Source organism: Algoriphagus terrigena DSM 22685 (genome assembly GCF_000429445.1).
GTDB classification, from domain to species: Bacteria; Bacteroidota; Bacteroidia; order Cytophagales; family Cyclobacteriaceae; genus Algoriphagus; species Algoriphagus terrigena.
In genome coordinates this window covers 88,308-104,406 of sequence record NZ_AUBW01000003.1, presented here as the reverse complement: position 1 = coordinate 104,406, position 16,099 = coordinate 88,308, and the positions used below count along the sequence as shown (strand labels likewise).

General features: G+C 49.3%; 12 protein-coding genes and 1 tRNA gene. 6 read left to right on the top strand and 7 right to left on the bottom strand.

Annotated features, from left to right (window positions below):
• Both G459_RS26530 and G459_RS0100485 read left to right on the top strand, forming a co-directional pair.
• A complete protein-coding gene (locus G459_RS26530; RefSeq protein ID WP_051315001.1) occupies positions 1–318 on the top strand; it encodes a hypothetical protein in 318 nt (105 codons plus the stop codon).
• 84 nt (positions 319–402) lie between these two features.
• A complete protein-coding gene (locus tag G459_RS0100485) occupies positions 403–1,824 on the top strand; it encodes a sigma-54-dependent transcriptional regulator (RefSeq protein ID WP_026965866.1) in 1,422 nt (473 codons plus the stop codon).
• A 2-nt stretch (positions 1,825–1,826) separates the two neighbouring features.
• On the opposite strand, the gene G459_RS26525 is transcribed toward G459_RS0100485, so the two are convergent.
• The 6 genes from G459_RS26525 to lepA all read right to left on the bottom strand — a co-directional run bounded on the left by G459_RS26525 (position 1,827) and on the right by lepA (position 8,322).
• Positions 1,827–4,325 carry a hybrid sensor histidine kinase/response regulator gene (locus G459_RS26525; protein ID WP_051315000.1) on the bottom strand — a complete coding sequence of 833 codons (2,499 nt, stop codon included), beginning with the start codon at positions 4,323–4,325 and terminating at the stop codon, positions 1,827–1,829.
• 47 nt (positions 4,326–4,372) lie between these two features.
• Positions 4,373–4,915, bottom strand: coding sequence for a DsrE family protein (locus tag G459_RS0100475; protein ID WP_026965865.1), 543 nt, complete (start codon positions 4,913–4,915; stop codon positions 4,373–4,375).
• 91 nt (positions 4,916–5,006) lie between these two features.
• Positions 5,007–5,090, bottom strand: a tRNA-Leu gene (locus G459_RS0100470).
• Positions 5,091–5,168: 78 nt separating this feature from the next.
• The gene (locus G459_RS0100465) at positions 5,169–6,050 is read right to left on the bottom strand and encodes a bifunctional 5,10-methylenetetrahydrofolate dehydrogenase/5,10-methenyltetrahydrofolate cyclohydrolase (RefSeq protein WP_026965864.1); all 882 of its coding nucleotides are present in this window, start codon (positions 6,048–6,050) and stop codon (positions 5,169–5,171) included.
• Positions 6,051–6,105: 55 nt separating this feature from the next.
• Entirely contained in the window at positions 6,106–6,459 is a 354-nt protein-coding gene (locus tag G459_RS0100460) for a four helix bundle protein (RefSeq protein ID WP_026965863.1), read from the bottom strand.
• A 75-nt stretch (positions 6,460–6,534) separates the two neighbouring features.
• Positions 6,535–8,322 carry a translation elongation factor 4 gene (lepA, locus tag G459_RS0100455; protein WP_026965862.1) on the bottom strand — a complete coding sequence of 596 codons (1,788 nt, stop codon included), beginning with the start codon at positions 8,320–8,322 and terminating at the stop codon, positions 6,535–6,537.
• A 176-nt stretch (positions 8,323–8,498) separates the two neighbouring features.
• On the opposite strand from lepA, the gene G459_RS0100450 reads away from it, so the two are divergent.
• The 4 genes from G459_RS0100450 to G459_RS0100430 all read left to right on the top strand — a co-directional run bounded on the left by G459_RS0100450 (position 8,499) and on the right by G459_RS0100430 (position 14,123).
• Complete coding sequence (locus tag G459_RS0100450) at positions 8,499–9,038, top strand: DUF4924 family protein (protein ID WP_026965861.1); 540 nt, start codon at positions 8,499–8,501, stop codon at positions 9,036–9,038.
• Between the two features lie 114 nt (positions 9,039–9,152).
• Complete coding sequence (locus G459_RS0100445; protein WP_026965860.1) at positions 9,153–11,714, top strand: cation-translocating P-type ATPase; 2,562 nt, start codon at positions 9,153–9,155, stop codon at positions 11,712–11,714.
• 162 nt (positions 11,715–11,876) lie between these two features.
• Positions 11,877–13,184: an APC family permease gene (locus G459_RS0100435; protein WP_026965859.1), complete on the top strand. Its 1,308-nt coding sequence runs from the start codon at positions 11,877–11,879 to the stop codon at positions 13,182–13,184.
• Between the two features lie 72 nt (positions 13,185–13,256).
• The gene (locus G459_RS0100430; protein ID WP_026965858.1) at positions 13,257–14,123 is read left to right on the top strand and encodes a cation diffusion facilitator family transporter; all 867 of its coding nucleotides are present in this window, start codon (positions 13,257–13,259) and stop codon (positions 14,121–14,123) included.
• Between the two features lie 232 nt (positions 14,124–14,355).
• On the opposite strand, the gene guaA is transcribed toward G459_RS0100430, so the two are convergent.
• Entirely contained in the window at positions 14,356–15,885 is a 1,530-nt protein-coding gene (guaA, locus tag G459_RS0100425) for a glutamine-hydrolyzing GMP synthase (RefSeq protein ID WP_026965857.1), read from the bottom strand.
• Positions 15,886–16,099 lie beyond the last annotated feature (214 nt).

Genomic DNA, 16,099 nt, shown 5'->3' with positions numbered 1-16,099 from the left:
ATGAAAAAGGTCATTCTAATATTCGCCGTGATGGTGGGCGGCGCCGCTTTTGCAGCTGCCGCTATCGCCGACAAAGTAGCCAGATCGGTTGTCATCACGCTGCAGGAAGAGAAGATTCAAATCAAGCCCGACGACCTGCCAACGCCTGTCAAACAGACGATTGCCGGCGACGAGACATTGAAGGATTTTCCCGTATCAGAAGCTTGGCAATTCAAGAGTGCGGAAGGACAAATCACCTACAAAGTCGGATTCGACAACGGTACGGCAGACAAACTTTGGAAAACCTACGACCCGCAAGGGAACGAAATAAAGGAGTAAGTTGCTAGATCCCCTTTATTTTAAAAGCACCCGACACTAGTCTGGTGCTTTTTTTGTTTCTGTTAATTATTAACCACAAAAAGGATGGCCCACATACTATTAGTCGAAGACGATTTGACCTACTCCAGGATCGTAAAGACGTTCTTGGAGAAAAATTCATTTGAAGTAGTCACCACCACCAAGGTCAGAGAGGCTCAAAACATCCTGAACACGGGCAAGTTTGACTTGGTTATTGCCGATTTTCGCTTACCCGACGGCACGGGCATGGAGCTCCTTCAGTGGGCCAAAGCTCATTTCCCAACACTACAGGTCATCTTGATCACCCACTATTCTGACATCAGAATAGCGATCAAAGCCATGAAACTTGGTGCATTCGAATACATCACCAAGCCCATCAATCCCGATGAATTGCTCGCGACGGTGAGAGAATCTCTTTCCCAAAAGATCGAGGAGCGAACGGTCGAGACGCCAAAAGAACCGCTGAAATCACAAAAACCAGCTGCCCCAACTCCGTATGTCACAGGAGAATCCCAGGAGGCTGAAAAACTGGAAAAACACATTCACCTGGTCGCTCCCACGGATCTGAGCGTATTGGTCCTCGGAGAAACCGGAACCGGAAAGGAGCTGATTTCAAAACGAATCCATGAATACTCGCAGCGGAAAGACGGCCCTTTTGTGGCGATCGACTGCGGAGCCTTGCCCAAAGAATTAGCCGGCAGTGAACTTTTCGGCCATGTCAAAGGTGCGTTTACCGGTGCCTTGGACAACAAAACGGGACACTTCGAATCGGCAAACGGCGGCACTATCTTCCTCGATGAAATCGGAAACCTCAGCTACGAGGTGCAGATTCAACTTCTCCGTGCTATCCAAGAGCGGAAAATCAGGAAAATCGGTGGCAACAAAGAAATCGACATCGACGTGCGGATCATTGCTGCGACCAACGAAAACCTGATCTCGCAGTCCGGAGAAGGCGTCTTCAGAGAAGATCTATACCATCGACTCAATGAATTTACCCTCTACGCGATTCCTCTACGCCAGCGAAAGGCTGACCTGGAATTTTTCGTGTCGGGCTTTTTAGCCGAAAGCAATCATCGCCTGAACAAGTCAATCAAAGGACTGAGTCCCGAAGTAAGGGATATCTTCTACAACTACGACTGGCCTGGAAACTTACGCGAGCTCAGAAATATAGTGAAGCGTGCCGTCCTGCTTTCCACCGGAGATAAGATCGAAAGGGAAGCCTTGCCGCTGGAATTATACGATTCGTCGTTCCTTGCAGAGAGACCTTCGCCTCCAGTGACTTTCTCCCCCCAGCCTATTGGGATCGCCTCTTCCAGCGCAAATGCCGTTCCTGCCCAAGACTACAAGACCCAGTGGAAAGAGCAAGAAAAAGAACTGATCCAGCGGGTGCTACACGACACCCGGTTCAATAAATCCAAGACTGCACGGATACTGAATATGGACAGAAAGACGCTCTACAGCAAACTCGAAAAATACGGCCTGGAGTAATTTCAGGCCATTTCTGCCACTTTTTCCTTCAAAGCATTCAGGACCTTTTTGGTGTCATGGTCCAGCTGACCGAGAGACTCTTGGAGCCCCTGATGGTTGTTTAGCTTGAGACTGTTTTCAATTCTCCTGGCAATCGGGCCCGTATGACTTCTGATCTGTCCAAGTCTGCTTCCCAGCTGATGGCAGATCTCAAGTATCTCAGGCCAGCGATTATTCAATCTGGCGCGGGTGATTCGCTGAAGGTCAGTCTCCGTGTCCCGGATCAGGTCGCGGACGATATCCGTGAGGAGTTCCTGATCCCCCATACAGAACTTCTCCAAATCGGACAGATCGAACAGTTCGTGTGAGTCGGGTTCGGCCTTCGTCTGCTCATCCACACGAACTTCTAATCTGGACGGGAAAAAAGAACCCAAGACGGAAACCAACCTATTTTCCTGAAAAGGTTTTAAGATCAGTTGATCAAATCCCTCGGACAAAAGACGCTCCTTTTCTCCAACGAACACATTGGCGGTCATCGCCAAAAGAGGCAAATCTCTATACTCGTCAAAATTCTTGATCGCTCTGGCCACATCAAACCCTGAAAACTCGGGCATCTGAATGTCGAGCATCGCAAGATCCAACGGGATCGGCTCGAATTCATCGCGAAACGAGCTCCCTCCGGGAAATGAAATCACATTGGCCCCGTAGTAAATCAAAATGGTCTCTAGATAGCGCAGGCCTATTCGATCATCGTCCACCAACAAGATATTCAGTCCCTTTAGGTCAATGAAAGTAGTTCCTTCGGTAGCCTCAGGAATGTCCAGCACAGGACTCAAGCCCATGGGAATGCTCAGGAACATCGTCGTACCACTGCCGGACACACTCTCTACCCGCAGCTCACCCTGCATCAGGGTTACTAGCCGCTGCACAATCGACAGCCCCAGTCCCGTCCCTCCAAACTTCCTGGAAATCGAGGTGTCTGCCTGATCAAATTCCTGAAAGACCTTCTTCAATTCGTCAGGAGTCATGCCGATTCCGGTGTCTTTGATCTCAATTTCCAGCTGACCTTTTGTCCAAGTCACGCCCACTTCCACTTTCCCGACCTGCGTAAACTTGAAGGCGTTGCTGAGTAGATTGTTCATCACTTGCTTGATGCGCAGCTCATCTCCGACCAACCAATTCTCCTCAGGCAAGTTTAGTGTCCAGTTAAAATCCAGCTTCTTTTCTTTGGCCGTGAGTTCAAAGAAGTTTTGGATTGTCCCAAATAGCTGAATGGGGTCGAAAGGTTGTTTTTCCAGTTTGAGTTTTCCGGCTTCAAGTTTGGAGAAATCCAAGATATCGTCTACAATTTCAATCAGGGTGTCAGAGGCAAATCCGATCATTTTCAGATGCGATTTTTGGTCTGACTCCAACTCTGACTTTTCGAGGATCGCGCGATATCCCTGAATCACGTGGAGCGGATTGCGGATCTCATGGCTCATGTTTGCCAAAAACTCCTGCTTGGAACGTGCAAGCTCGTCTGATTTCTTTCGGGATTGCTCCAAATCCTTCTGATAAGACCAGTTGATGCGAATTTCCTTCAGCACCGAATACCCGAGAAACAAGCTCCCCAGCACCGCTATTACCACCACGATGATCAGGAAAAATGTCACTTCAAACACCAAACCAGACGCTTGGGCGCTTTGTGTATTGGAAGCAAGAATCGCCTTGGACTGAAGATCTCCGATCAACGTCTGGATCGTGGTTCCGATGTCATTCTGCTTTTGTAAAAGATCGATCTCCAGATTCGCCAACTTTTGCCGCTGGGAGCTTTCCTCTCGGTAGATCCTGCCGATCACACCCCTGAGGGAATACAGCACGCTATCTGGGCTTAATGCTTCAGTGGTCGGTGAAGCGGAGGAATTCTGCTCCTGCAGCCTCCTCAGATACGTAATCAGTTGATCTTCGTCCCTAGTGATCATCCCTGTTCGGAGATCCTGCCGACTGGTGGTCTGCTGCTGTAGTTCGTTGTAGAGGTAATTTTTTGGATTCAGCTCCTGAAGAGGTCTGTATTCCATACTTTGGGATCTCCGGCGTATTCCAAGCTCTACGCGGTTTAACGCCTCCTGAGAAAAATTTCGCGTAGCGAGGTTTCTTTTGACCTCATACAGATCTACGTATCCGCTGATGAGGACGGCGAGGTTGTCCCGGATGGTCTGGACACTTTGCTTCTCAAGCGCATCTGCAGTCAAGCTGTCAAGTTGATCCAGTTTGCCCTGAAGCAGTGAAATGGTCGAATCATTGACCCGGACATCTGCCTTGAGGCTATCTCCGCCGATTCTGGTAATTCTAAAGATCTCCGATTGCAGGTTGTTGAGCAAGTCCAACTTTTGGTTGGGTTGTGCCAATTGCCTGACTGAGCTTTCAAGTTTGTTTAAGGTGAAATAAGTCAGCCCCGCGACACTGATCAGAATCGCCGTAGCCAGAAAGAAACCCGCAGCGACTTTTCTACCGGTGGAAGTAATTGAGGTGAAGGGCTTCATGCATTAATACTTGAGCCTCTCTCAGCCCAACAACTATTCCAAAACTTTCAAAACTTAAGCAAAACATAGCCTTGAGGTACATAGGTGGTAATGGTGGTCAGTGCGGAGTGAGCCACCCTGACTCCCGGCCATAGGTCTGTCGTCTTCAGATTGCGGGCAAGCAACGATTGGCCGCACACCATAATATCCACGCCCGAGGCCTTCAACGCCTCGAAAACCTTCAGATTTGGATTGTCTACCTCAAACTTATTTTTGTAGTTCTCATCATTGAGCAGGGTGAAGATCGCTCCGCCATGAATAATCACCTTTACCTTGATTTTGTCTTTTGGCACTCCCGCCAAACCATGGAGGTTAATCATCCGGGCGACATTGTCTACCCAGCGAGAAATCTCCTTGTCATTTTCAGCTGCAGAGGTAAGATCGACGATGATTTTATATTCCAAACTAGGATCAGGGCGCTCGGTGGCTTCCGGGATCTCATAGATCCCACCAAATCCTTTGACGATCGGATATTGGGCTGTCTGCGCCTGAAGCTGAGCGGCCAGAAATAAGAATAAACCCGCTAGAATGGTTTTTATAGTATAGTTCATGCGAAAGAATTTCCCTGAAAAATAGCTAAAAATCACGCTGCAAAAAGTCCATTAATCAAAAAAGCCTAACCGATTGCTCGATTAGGCTTTGTGCGCACGAGAAGATTCGAACTTCCACACCCGTAAGGGCACCACCCCCTCAAAGTGGCGTGTCTACCAATTTCACCACGTGCGCGGTTAGGGACTGCAAAAGTAGAAATCCAACTCAATCGAAGCAAACGCGATTCGATGATTTCTCTACTTTTTTTCAATTTTATCCAAAAACCTTCTTTTCGGCCGATTGAAGCGTATTGTAAAGCAAGGCAGCGATGGTCATTGGCCCTACTCCACCCGGCACTGGAGTGATGGCGGAAGCTTTTTCAGCCACCTCATCAAACTTCACATCTCCGATCAGTCTGAATCCGGACTTCTTGCTGGCATCTTCGATCCGGTGAATTCCAACATCGATCACCACTGCGCCCGGCTTCACCATGTCACCGGTCACAAACTCTGGCTTCCCGATCGCTACGATCAGAATATCCGCTTTCCGGCAGATTTCAGGAAGGTTTTGGGTTTTGCTATGTGTGAGCGTCACGGTTGCGTTACCCGGATAGCCGTTTCTACCCATCAGGATGCTCATCGGGCTGCCTACGATATGGCTACGACCGATGACCACACAGTGCTTTCCGGCGGTCTCTATCTCGTATCTCTTCAGCAATTCGATGATTCCGTAGGGCGTAGCAGCGACATAGGCTGGCCAGTTCAAGGTCATCCGACCGACGTTAGCCGGAGTGAATCCGTCGACGTCTTTTTCGGGCTTGATCTTGTTGGTGACTTTGTCTACCGAAATGTGTTTGGGCAAAGGAAGTTGAACAATCAGACCATCAATATCCGGATCGTTGTTGATGTCCTCCACCGCTTTGAGGAGTTGCTCCTCAGACACGTCTGCGTCCAAACGAACAAGTGTGGACTTAAACCCCACTTCCTCGCAAGCCTTTACTTTTGCTCCTACATAAGTTTGGCTCGCGCCGTCGCTTCCCACCAACACTGCTGCCAAATGGGGCGTTTTGCCTCCCTCAGCTTTGATTTCCGCTACGCGAACAGCGATCTCGCTTTTGATGTCGGAGGAGGTTTTTTTTCCGTCTATTAGTATCATTCTAATTACGAGTTACGAATTACGAGTTACGACGTCCAAATGAACTTCAATTGAATTAAGAACTTCTCGCCGTTTTTAAACTCGAAACCACTATTGAAATTATTTCATCAGATTCCTTAATTAACAAATCAATATCATTGATCAAGTTAGGATCAGAATTTATGCTTTTTATTAACTCTAGGAAAAATTGACTTTCGTCTGCTTCCTCCTCAACTATTTTTAATTTATTTATAAAATCTGCTTTAGATTTCGCTCTACTGACAGCTCTAAAATTGGCCCCAACAGAGCTTGAACACCTTATAAGTTGGTTGATATAATTATTATATTCTCTGGTATGAGGCAATTTTGAGCAAAGATTCCAAACATCAATCGCAAATTGTTTTGTCCTGCTTTTCAAATCTTGCTTCATGGTAACGATTCGGATTGAGGTTCTAATTCACTTCGTAATTCGTAACTCGCAACTCGTATTTCGTACCTCGTATTCCTAATCTAATTTAAGCACCGCCATAAACGCCTCCTGCGGAATTTCCACATTCCCCACTTGCCTCATGCGTTTCTTGCCTTTTTTCTGCTTTTCGAGGAGTTTACGCTTACGCGAAATATCACCACCGTAGCATTTTGCCAAAACGTTTTTACGCATCGCCTTCACGGTCTCGCGGGCAATGATCTTCTGTCCGATGGCTGCCTGAATCGCAATCTCAAACATCTGACGGGGAACCAATTCCTTTAGCTTTTCGCAGAGTTTTCTCCCCCAGTCATAAGCCTTGTCCCGGTGAACAACCGCCGACAGGGCATCGACAGGCTCGCCGTTGAGCATCACGTCCAAGCGTACCATGTGCGACACCTGATAGCCGATCAGTTCGTAGTCCAAGGAAGCATAGCCTCTGGAGATCGTCTTCAGTCTGTCGAAAAAGTCAAAAACAATCTCCGCCAGCGGCATGTCAAACGTCAATTCTACACGCTCAGAAGTGAGGTAAACCTGATTTTTGATCTGGCCTCGCTTGTCCATACAAAGGGTAATCACCGCGCCGACATATTCGGCAGCTGTGATGATGGATGCTTTCACATACGGCTCCTCGATGTGCTTCATCCGCGTCGGATCCGGCATATCGGATGGTGCATTGATCAACTGAATGGTGTCGTCGGTCATCAGCGCCTTGAACTGTACTGAAGGTACGGTGGTGATGACGGTCATGTCAAATTCACGCTCCAATCGCTCCTGGATGATCTCCATGTGGAGCATACCCAGAAATCCACAACGAAAACCGAAGCCCAAAGCCATGGAAGTCTCCGGTTCCCAGACGAGCGACGCATCATTCAGTTGGAGCTTTTCCATCGAATAGCGGAGCTCCTCGTAGTCGGTCGTCTCTACCGGATAGATCCCGGCAAAAACCATCGGTTTTACGTTTTCAAACCCTTGAATCGCGGCATCGCAAGGACGCTTCACGTGTGTGATCGTATCTCCGACTTTGATTTCTTTGGCAACTTTGACCCCAGAGATCAGGTAGCCGACGTTGCCTGCAGCCATGGTCTGCTGAGGGATTTGGTTGAGTCCCAAGATCCCAATTTCATCCGCTTCGTATTCACGGCCCGTGTTTACAAATTTGATCTTGTCGCCTTTGTTAATCGTGCCGTTGAAAATCCGGAAAATGACTTCCACGCCGCGGAAGGAATTGTAGACGGAGTCAAAGATCATGGCCTGAAGCGGAGCTTCGGGATCTCCCTTTGGCGCCGGGATCCTGGTTACTACTGCTTTAAGGATATCGTCTATTCCCAGTCCAGCTTTGCCAGAGGCCAGGATAATATCCTCTCGCTTGCAACCGATCAAGTCGATCACCTCATCGGCAACTACCTCCGGATCTGCGCCGGGAAGGTCTATCTTGTTCAAGACCGGAATAATCTCCAGGTCATGATTGAGTGCTAAATAAAGATTGGAAATCGTCTGGGCTTCGACGCCCTGAGAAGCATCCACGATCAAAAGCGCACCCTCGCAGGCTGCGATCGAGCGGGAAACTTCATATGAAAAATCCACGTGGCCCGGGGTATCTATGAGATTGAGCGTATACTCTTCCCCCTCGTGGGTGTACTTCATCTGGATCGCGTGCGACTTGATCGTAATGCCGCGCTCACGCTCCAAATCCATATTATCCAACAACTGATTCTGCATATCCCGATCCGCAACGGTGTCGGTCTGCTGCAACAATCTATCCGCCAATGTACTCTTCCCATGGTCAATATGGGCGATGATACAGAAATTCCTGATGTTTTTCATAAGCTTACGTGCCGCAAAAGTAGTAAAAAATACAGGATCCTGCAGGCCTATTTTGGAGGGCTTCACTGTTTTACCCTGAGTTTTGATTGACCAAAGTCATATTTGATCCGAAGCTGAAAATGGGTTTCAACAAACGAAGATCATTTTATCTTTGCGCAGCCAACAAAGAGTAATCAATGAAATCCGTCGCTGACCGCAAAAAGTCCCAGAACATAGGCGAATACCTGATCTATATGTACCAGATGGAAGATCTGATCCGATCTTATCAGGGCAATATCGACGAACTCAGACAGTATGTCGTCTCACACTACCCTGTCTCTGAGGAGGAAAAAACAGAGATCATCGCGTGGTTTGAATCCATCTTGGAGAAAATGAAAAGCCAGGAAATCCTCGAAAAGGGTCACCTGAAGGAGCTAAAGGATCTGGTGGACAACTTGGCAAACCTCCATTGGAAGTTGCTCAAGGAGGACAGAACCTACTTTGACACCTACACCAAGGCAAAGCCCTTTATCCTGGAGGCAATCGTGGAAGCGAACGGCGAAAATCCCGGAAACGAGATCCAGATTTGTCTCAACGGCATCTATGGCCTCTTGCTTAACAGGCTACTCGGAGGCACCGTCGAGGATCACCGTGTGGCTGCAGCCGAAGCTTTTGGAGAAGTCCTCGGTTTGTTGAACTTCTATTACCAACAGCGGATCTTTCTGTCGCCGAATTGACGATTTGACTGGGCTTATTTTTTCGGTCGTTACATAATTTCCGGGTGTCATGGGACAGGCTACCCGCATGTGGTCAATCCTTTGTATTTTAACCTCAAATGAACGCCAGCTAGCATGACTTTTTACCAACAGCCGATTGAGGAACTTTTCAAGACCATCGATTCCCAAAAGCAGGGATTGACAGATTCCGAGGCGGAAAAGAGGATCAAAGAATTTGGCCCAAATGCACTCCAAGAGAAAAAGAAAAAACCTGCATGGGTTCTTTTCCTGGCCCAGTTCAAAGACTTCATGATCCTGATCTTGGCTGCCGCGGCGGTGATATCCGGCGTCGTCGGCGACCTCACCGACACAATCATCATACTTGTGATCATTGTGCTAAATGCAGTTTTGGGTTTTGTGCAGGAGTACCGCGCTGAGAAGGCGATGGAGTCGCTAAAAAAGCTGACAGAAACCCAAACCAAAGTCCTAAGGGAAGGTCAGACCGTTTCATTGCCATCCAAAGATCTCGTGCCCGGTGATGTGATCCTGCTGGAAGCTGGGAATATGGTGCCGGCGGATAGCCGACTGATTGAGACGTTTTCCTTCAAGATCGATGAATCTTCCCTGACCGGAGAATCGGTCCCTATCGACAAATCATCGGGACCGATTGCAACGGAGAATCTTGCTCCCGGGGATCAGGTGAATATGGCCTTCAAAGGAACCTTGGTCACCAATGGCCGCGGCACCGGACTGGTCGTCGGTACCGGCATGAGGACAGAGATCGGAAAGATCGCGGGCCTCCTTCAGGAAGATCCCCCTGTCACTCCTCTCCAGCAGCGAATGGCAAGGTTTGGAAAGGTGATTTCCTACCTGATTCTGGGGATTTGCGGGTTACTTTTTGTGGCAGGATGGGCTCGTGGCGAAGATATTTATCAGGTTTTGTTACTGTCAGTGAGCTTAGCTGTAGCGGCAATCCCGGAGGCCTTGCCTGCGCTGATCACCATTGCACTTTCACTCGGCGCTGGTAGACTGGCTAAAAAGAACGCTCTGATCCGCAAACTTCCTGCTGTGGAGAGTCTCGGCTCGGTGACTTATATCTGCACCGACAAGACCGGCACGCTGACGCAAAACAAGATGACCGTGGTGAACGTCGATCCGGCTTCCAAGGAGGCCGTCAGTTCGGAATTTTCCAATCTCCAGCTTGGAATGGCTCTCTGTCAGGATGTGCTTTTGGACAAGAAGGGAAAACCGGAAGGAGAAGCGACCGAACTGGCTTTGGTAGAATACCTGCTCGGTGAAATTTCTACAGACCAGTACCATGAGATCTCCAAGGACTTCCCGCGTATCGGTGAGATACCGTTTGACTCTGAGCGAAAGAGAATGAGCACGCTTCACCAGTTTGGCGATCAGGTATTAGTGCTTTGCAAAGGCGCCTCTGAGTCCATCTCCGAGATTATAAAGGACCCAAAACTGGCCGAAGAGCTTTCGGTTTCATCAGAAGATTGGGCTTCAAAGGGAGAGCGGGTTTTAGCTTTCGCAGGAAAAGTAATCGATGATCTGCCGGAAGAATCTGAATGGGCGAAGCTCGAGGCCGATCTGGACTATTTCGGAAAAACCGGGATGATAGACCCTCCGCGTGAGGCGGTGAAAGTATCTATTCAAGAGTGTAGAACCGCGGGTATCAAACCCGTGATGATCACCGGAGATCACCCGGCGGCGGCAAAGGCAATCGCTGACGAAGTTGGAATCTGGAAAACGGGAGACTTGGTACTTACCGGTGCCGAATTGGCGAAACTGGGCGATGATGATTTTGCCAATCAGGTCGAAAAGGTGAGCGTCTATGCCAGAGTCGCACCTGAGCAGAAGCTGAGAATCGTCCAGACACTGCAAGCAAAAGGCCACTTCGCCGCGATGACCGGCGACGGCGTCAACGATGCTCCTTCACTCAAAGCAGCCACCATCGGCGTAGCAATGGGAATAGCGGGTACCGACGTAAGCAAGGAAGCCGCCCACCTGATCCTCTTGGACGACAACTTCTCCACCATCGTCAGAGCCGTCAAGGAAGGCCGAAGGATCTACGACAACATCCGAAAATTCATCAAGTACATCATGACCTGCAACGGAGCGGAGATCTGGGTCATTGGTCTAGCGCCTTTTCTCGGTTTTCCAAATCCGCTTTTGCCGATTCATATCCTCTGGATCAATCTAGTCACTGACGGCCTTCCTGCCTTGGCCTTGGCCAGCGAAAAGTCCGAAAAAGACCTGATGAAGCGTCCCCCACGGCCGCCGAAGCAAAGTCTTTTTGCCGAGGGCGTCGGCTATCATATCGTCTGGGTCGGGATGCTGATGGCAGGAGTCACGCTCTTCACCCAATACTGGGCGATCAGGCAGGATTGGCATTGGCAGACGATGGTCTTCTCGGTGCTTTCCTTCTCCCAGCTCGCACACGTCATGGCCATCCGCAGCGACCGGACCTTCCTCTTCAAGCAGGGACTTCTGAGCAATAAGCCGCTTCTGTATTCCGTCGGATTTACGATGATCCTCCAGTTTGGGGTGATCTATGTCCCATGGCTCAACGACATCTTCCACACCCAGCCACTGGACTTGGGAGAACTGGGCTTTTGTGCGGGGATGGCTTTGATCGTATTCCACGCCGTGGAGCTGGAAAAATGGATCAAGGGATTTAGGAAAAAGTAAGTTCGATCAGACGATCCCACCAATCATACTTCCGCTGGTCTCAATACATTCAAAAACCGGAAGTCCCAGCTTTTCCCCGACAACCAATCCCGTAGAACCCATTTTGTTCTTTGGACTTTCTCTCTATCTTCCCAAATCGGACTTTTCAGAAACAATAACCGCGTGCTCCAAGGAACTACTACGGAAGATAAAAACGAAAAACTGCCCAGATTGCTCGGATTTTGGGGAATCTGGATGCTGGTAGTGAATGGCCTGATCGGCGCAGGAATCTTTGGGCTCCCCAGTGGCGCGGCCGCTTTGGCCGGCGAATACAGCATTCTCATCTATGGGTTTTGTGCCCTTTTGATGCTTCCTGTGATCCTCTGCTTCGCTGAACTGGGAAGTTATTTTAGGGGTACGGGCGGCCCCATCCGCTATGGGACCTTGGCCTTCGGACCGTTCATTGGTTTTCAGGGAGGCTGGCTGTACTACCTCGCTCGCCTGATCTCCTTCTCTGCCAACACCGTCCTCCTCACGGACAGCATTGCCTACTTTCTACCTGCAGCCGGAGAAAGTACGGGCCGGCTGATCTCCCTTGCCGTGATCTGTCTTGGACTCAGTCTCATCAATGTGCTGGGCTCTTTGGAATCGATTCGATCCATGACGCTCTTCACGCTGATCAAATTTGCCGTTTTGATCCTGTTGCCACTGGGGGGATTTATCATCTTGGGAGCAGACGTGATCCCTACATTTGACTCAGCAATGCCTTCGTCCTCAGCTTTGGGAAGTGCTACACTGCTCTTGATTTATGCATTTGTCGGTTTTGAGGGCGCGGTGGTGCCAGCTGGAGAGGCCAAAAGGCCGGAGCGGGATATGCCGCTGGGGCTGTTGTTTGGCTTGGCGGTGGTGACTGTCTTGTACATGCTGATTCAGCTCGTCTCCCAAGCGGCCATTCCTGACTTGGCTGCAACCAAAACTCCACTTCTGGACGCATCTGCGGCACTTTTCGGGAGTTCGGGAGCTGTCATCCTGATGATCGGTGTGGCTGCTTCGGTCGTCGCTAATCTGATAGGATCCATGTTTTCAGCCACTCGGGTGACCTACGCACTCTCCCTGGACCATTCGCTTCCCTCCTGGTTTGGAAAAGTGCACTCCAAATTCCTCACTCCCGCCAATTCAGTGGTTTTCTTTGGCATTTCAGCGTTCCTGCTTTCAGCATTTGGCACCTTTACGGTCTTGGCGGCGATGACCGTTTTGTCCCGGCTTTTTCTCTATATTATGAGTTGTTCTGCGATTCCAAGGCTCCGCCCAAGTTTTCGGGGAGGAGGGCGATTTATACTGAGAGGAGGATACCTTGTGCCGATATTGGGAATCTTGGCTTGCCTTTGGCTGATGCTTCAGGTAAGCGCCCAATCGATCTGGATGACCGGGATATTTATAGCGATCGGCACAGGACTTTACTGGCTTGGAAGAAAACAAATCAAAAGCTGATTTGCAATCCAGTACATTCCTCCTAAAACCAACTAGCCAAAACAACAGAAACACGCGTTTTCTTTACCGCCGATGTCGCCGCCCAATCTAGCCATACGCACCGTCCTTTTCAGCATCTTGAGCAATGCTTGTCTGGCGGGAATAAAATTTCTGGCGGGATTTTTTGGCAACTCCTATGCCCTGATCGCAGATGGGATCGAGTCCACTGTCGATATTTTCTCATCGCTTTTGGTCTTGCTCGGATTGAAGTACGCTGCACGACCGGCAGACGAAAACCATCCCTATGGACATGGAAAAGCTGAGCCTCTGGTCACTTTCTTGGTGGTGGTCTTTTTGGTCGTTTCAGCAGTGGTGATCGGATGGCAGGCAATTCAAAAAATACAAACGCCCCACGCACTTCCGGCTTCGTGGACCTTGATTGTCCTGGGGGCGATCATTCTCTGGAAAGAAATCAGTTACCAGCTGGTGATGAAAAGAGCCAAAAAACTCCGGAGTTCCTCTTTGAAAGCCGAAGCCTGGCACCACCGCTCGGATGCGATTACTTCGATTGCGGCGTTTATCGGTATTTCGGTCGCAATATTCGGAGGCGAGGGATTTGAAGTCGCGGATGATTATGCCGCCCTGATCGCCTGCGGATTTATTCTCTACAATTGCTATGGGATATTTCGACCCGCGTTGGGCGAAGTGATGGATGAAAACAACTACGAAGATCTCACCTTAAAAATCCGTCAGATTGCTCTCAAAGTAGATGGCATAGAAGGTACCGAAAAGTGCTTCATCCGCAAAGCAGGTATGAAATACCATGTTGACTTGCATGCCACTGTCAAAGGAACCCTGACAGTCAAAGAAGGCCACACGATATCCCATGCCCTGAAAGACACGCTGCGCAAAGAAATCACCGAACTGGGCCACGTCCTGATTCACATCGAGCCGGCGTAAGCTTATTCAACCCTTTTCCAAAAAGCGACCTACTTGTGAAGGCCTTCGGAGGCTTTCTCCCACAGATTTTCACGGAAAAAATCACAGATCAACACAGATATCCGTATGATCCTGTGCTTCAAATCCGTGGTGATTTCTTCTTAACGGCCCCTACAAAAAAATCCTGCCTCCGAAGAAGCAGGATGTCTATTATCTGAAAGTCGTAACTCCGAATCGCAAATCTAAAATCGAGTTATTCCCACTCGATCGTTGCCGGTGGCTTGGAAGAGATATCGTACACGACGCGGTTGACGCCTTTGACGCGGTTGATGATCTCGTTGGAGATCTTGCCCAGAAACTCATACGGCAAATGAATCCAATCGGCCGTCATTCCATCCACTGAACCAACTGCACGGAGCGCAACCACCTTTTCATAAGTTCTCTCATCACCCATCACACCGACGGACTGGATCGGCAAAAGGATCGCTCCAGCCTGCCAAACCTGATCATAGAGTCCACTCGTCTTCAGTCCCTGGATAAAGATGTGATCCACTTCCTGAAGGGTTTTGACTTTTTCCTCGGTGATATCGCCCAGGATTCTGATTCCCAAACCAGGGCCCGGGAAAGGATGGCGACCAATTATCGTCTCCACGATCTCCAATGCACGTCCTACTTCCCGCACCTCATCTTTGAAAAGTGTATTCAAAGGCTCGACTACCGACAGCTTCATGAAGTCCGGCAGACCGCCCACATTGTGATGGGATTTGATCGTTGCAGATGGGCCCTTGACCGACACGGACTCGATGATATCCGGGTAGATAGTGCCCTGTCCGAGCCATTTTACGCCTTCGATCTTGTGCGCTTCTTCATCAAAAACCTCGATGAAGGCTTTTCCGATTGCTTTTCTTTTTGCCTCTGGGTCGGTCAAACCGGCCAAAGCGTCATAAAATCGCTTCTTGGAGTCTACCCCGATCACATTCAAGCCCATGTGCTTGTACGAATCGAGCACCTCTTCAAATTCATTTTTGCGAAGCAGACCATTGTCCACAAACACGCAGGTCAACTGATCGCCGATCGCTCTGTGAATCAAGGTTGCCGCAACCGACGAATCCACGCCGCCGGACAATCCCATGACCACTTTGTCAGAACCGATCTTAGCTTTGAGATCAGCGATGCTTGCATCGATAAATACATCCGAAGTCCAATCCTGAGAGCAACCGCAGATGCTTACCACGAAGTTTCTGAGGAGGTTTTTGCCCTCGGTGGAGTGTGTCACTTCGGGGTGAAACTGGATTCCATAGGTCATTTCGCCCTCTACTTTGAAAGCCGCCACGCGAACAGAAGATGTACTGGCGATCACTTCAAATCCTGCCGGAAGGGTCTTGATGGTATCTCCATGCGACATCCAAACCTGCGAACCGTGCGTCATTTCTTTCAACAGGTCATGATGCAGGTCGATGTGATCGAGATTGGCGCGACCATACTCGCGGATGGTGGACGGCAAAACCTCACCTCCATATTTGCTGGCCAAAAGTTGCGCTCCGTAGCAGACGCCAAGCAAAGGCAACTTCCCTCTGAATGCTCCAAGGTCCAAGTCGGGAGCGTCAGCTTCCCGCACAGAGCAGGGAGACCCAGAAAGGATCACGCCTTTGATGTCGGAAGTGATCTCAGGAACTTTGTTGTAGGGGTGGATTTCGCAATAAACGTTCAGTTCTCTTACTCTTCGGGCGATGAGCTGGGTGTACTGAGAACCGAAATCGAGGATGAGGATTTGTTCTGCCATGCGCAAAGGTAAGCAGGTCAGTCAAATTGACGAAGTCTTGTCGAAAAATTTCAGAATAATGTTTGGCGCCAAAGATTTCAAAATTGAAAGATTTGAAGATTGAAAAATTGGCAGCAGCAAATGTGTTGAGTCAAAGACGGAACCCTGTCGTTAAATGGGCAAGAATTTAAAAGTCCGATTGTTGATTTGTGACATTGGGACTCACCTTTCCATC

Coding starts and splice junctions, on each gene's coding strand:
- G459_RS0100465 (WP_026965864.1), bottom strand. CDS start 6,050: ATGATACTAATAGACGGAAAAAAAACCTCCTCCGACATCAAAAGCGAG.
- G459_RS26530 (WP_051315001.1), top strand. CDS start 1: ATGAAAAAGGTCATTCTAATATTCGCCGTGATGGTGGGCGGCGCCGCT.
- G459_RS0100445 (WP_026965860.1), top strand. CDS start 9,153: ATGACTTTTTACCAACAGCCGATTGAGGAACTTTTCAAGACCATCGAT.
- G459_RS0100475 (WP_026965865.1), bottom strand. CDS start 4,915: ATGAACTATACTATAAAAACCATTCTAGCGGGTTTATTCTTATTTCTG.
- G459_RS0100430 (WP_026965858.1), top strand. CDS start 13,257: ATGTCGCCGCCCAATCTAGCCATACGCACCGTCCTTTTCAGCATCTTG.
- G459_RS0100460 (WP_026965863.1), bottom strand. CDS start 6,459: ATGAAGCAAGATTTGAAAAGCAGGACAAAACAATTTGCGATTGATGTT.
- G459_RS0100485 (WP_026965866.1), top strand. CDS start 403: ATGGCCCACATACTATTAGTCGAAGACGATTTGACCTACTCCAGGATC.
- lepA (WP_026965862.1), bottom strand. CDS start 8,322: ATGAAAAACATCAGGAATTTCTGTATCATCGCCCATATTGACCATGGG.
- G459_RS26525 (WP_051315000.1), bottom strand. CDS start 4,325: ATGAAGCCCTTCACCTCAATTACTTCCACCGGTAGAAAAGTCGCTGCG.
- guaA (WP_026965857.1), bottom strand. CDS start 15,885: ATGGCAGAACAAATCCTCATCCTCGATTTCGGTTCTCAGTACACCCAG.
- G459_RS0100450 (WP_026965861.1), top strand. CDS start 8,499: ATGAAATCCGTCGCTGACCGCAAAAAGTCCCAGAACATAGGCGAATAC.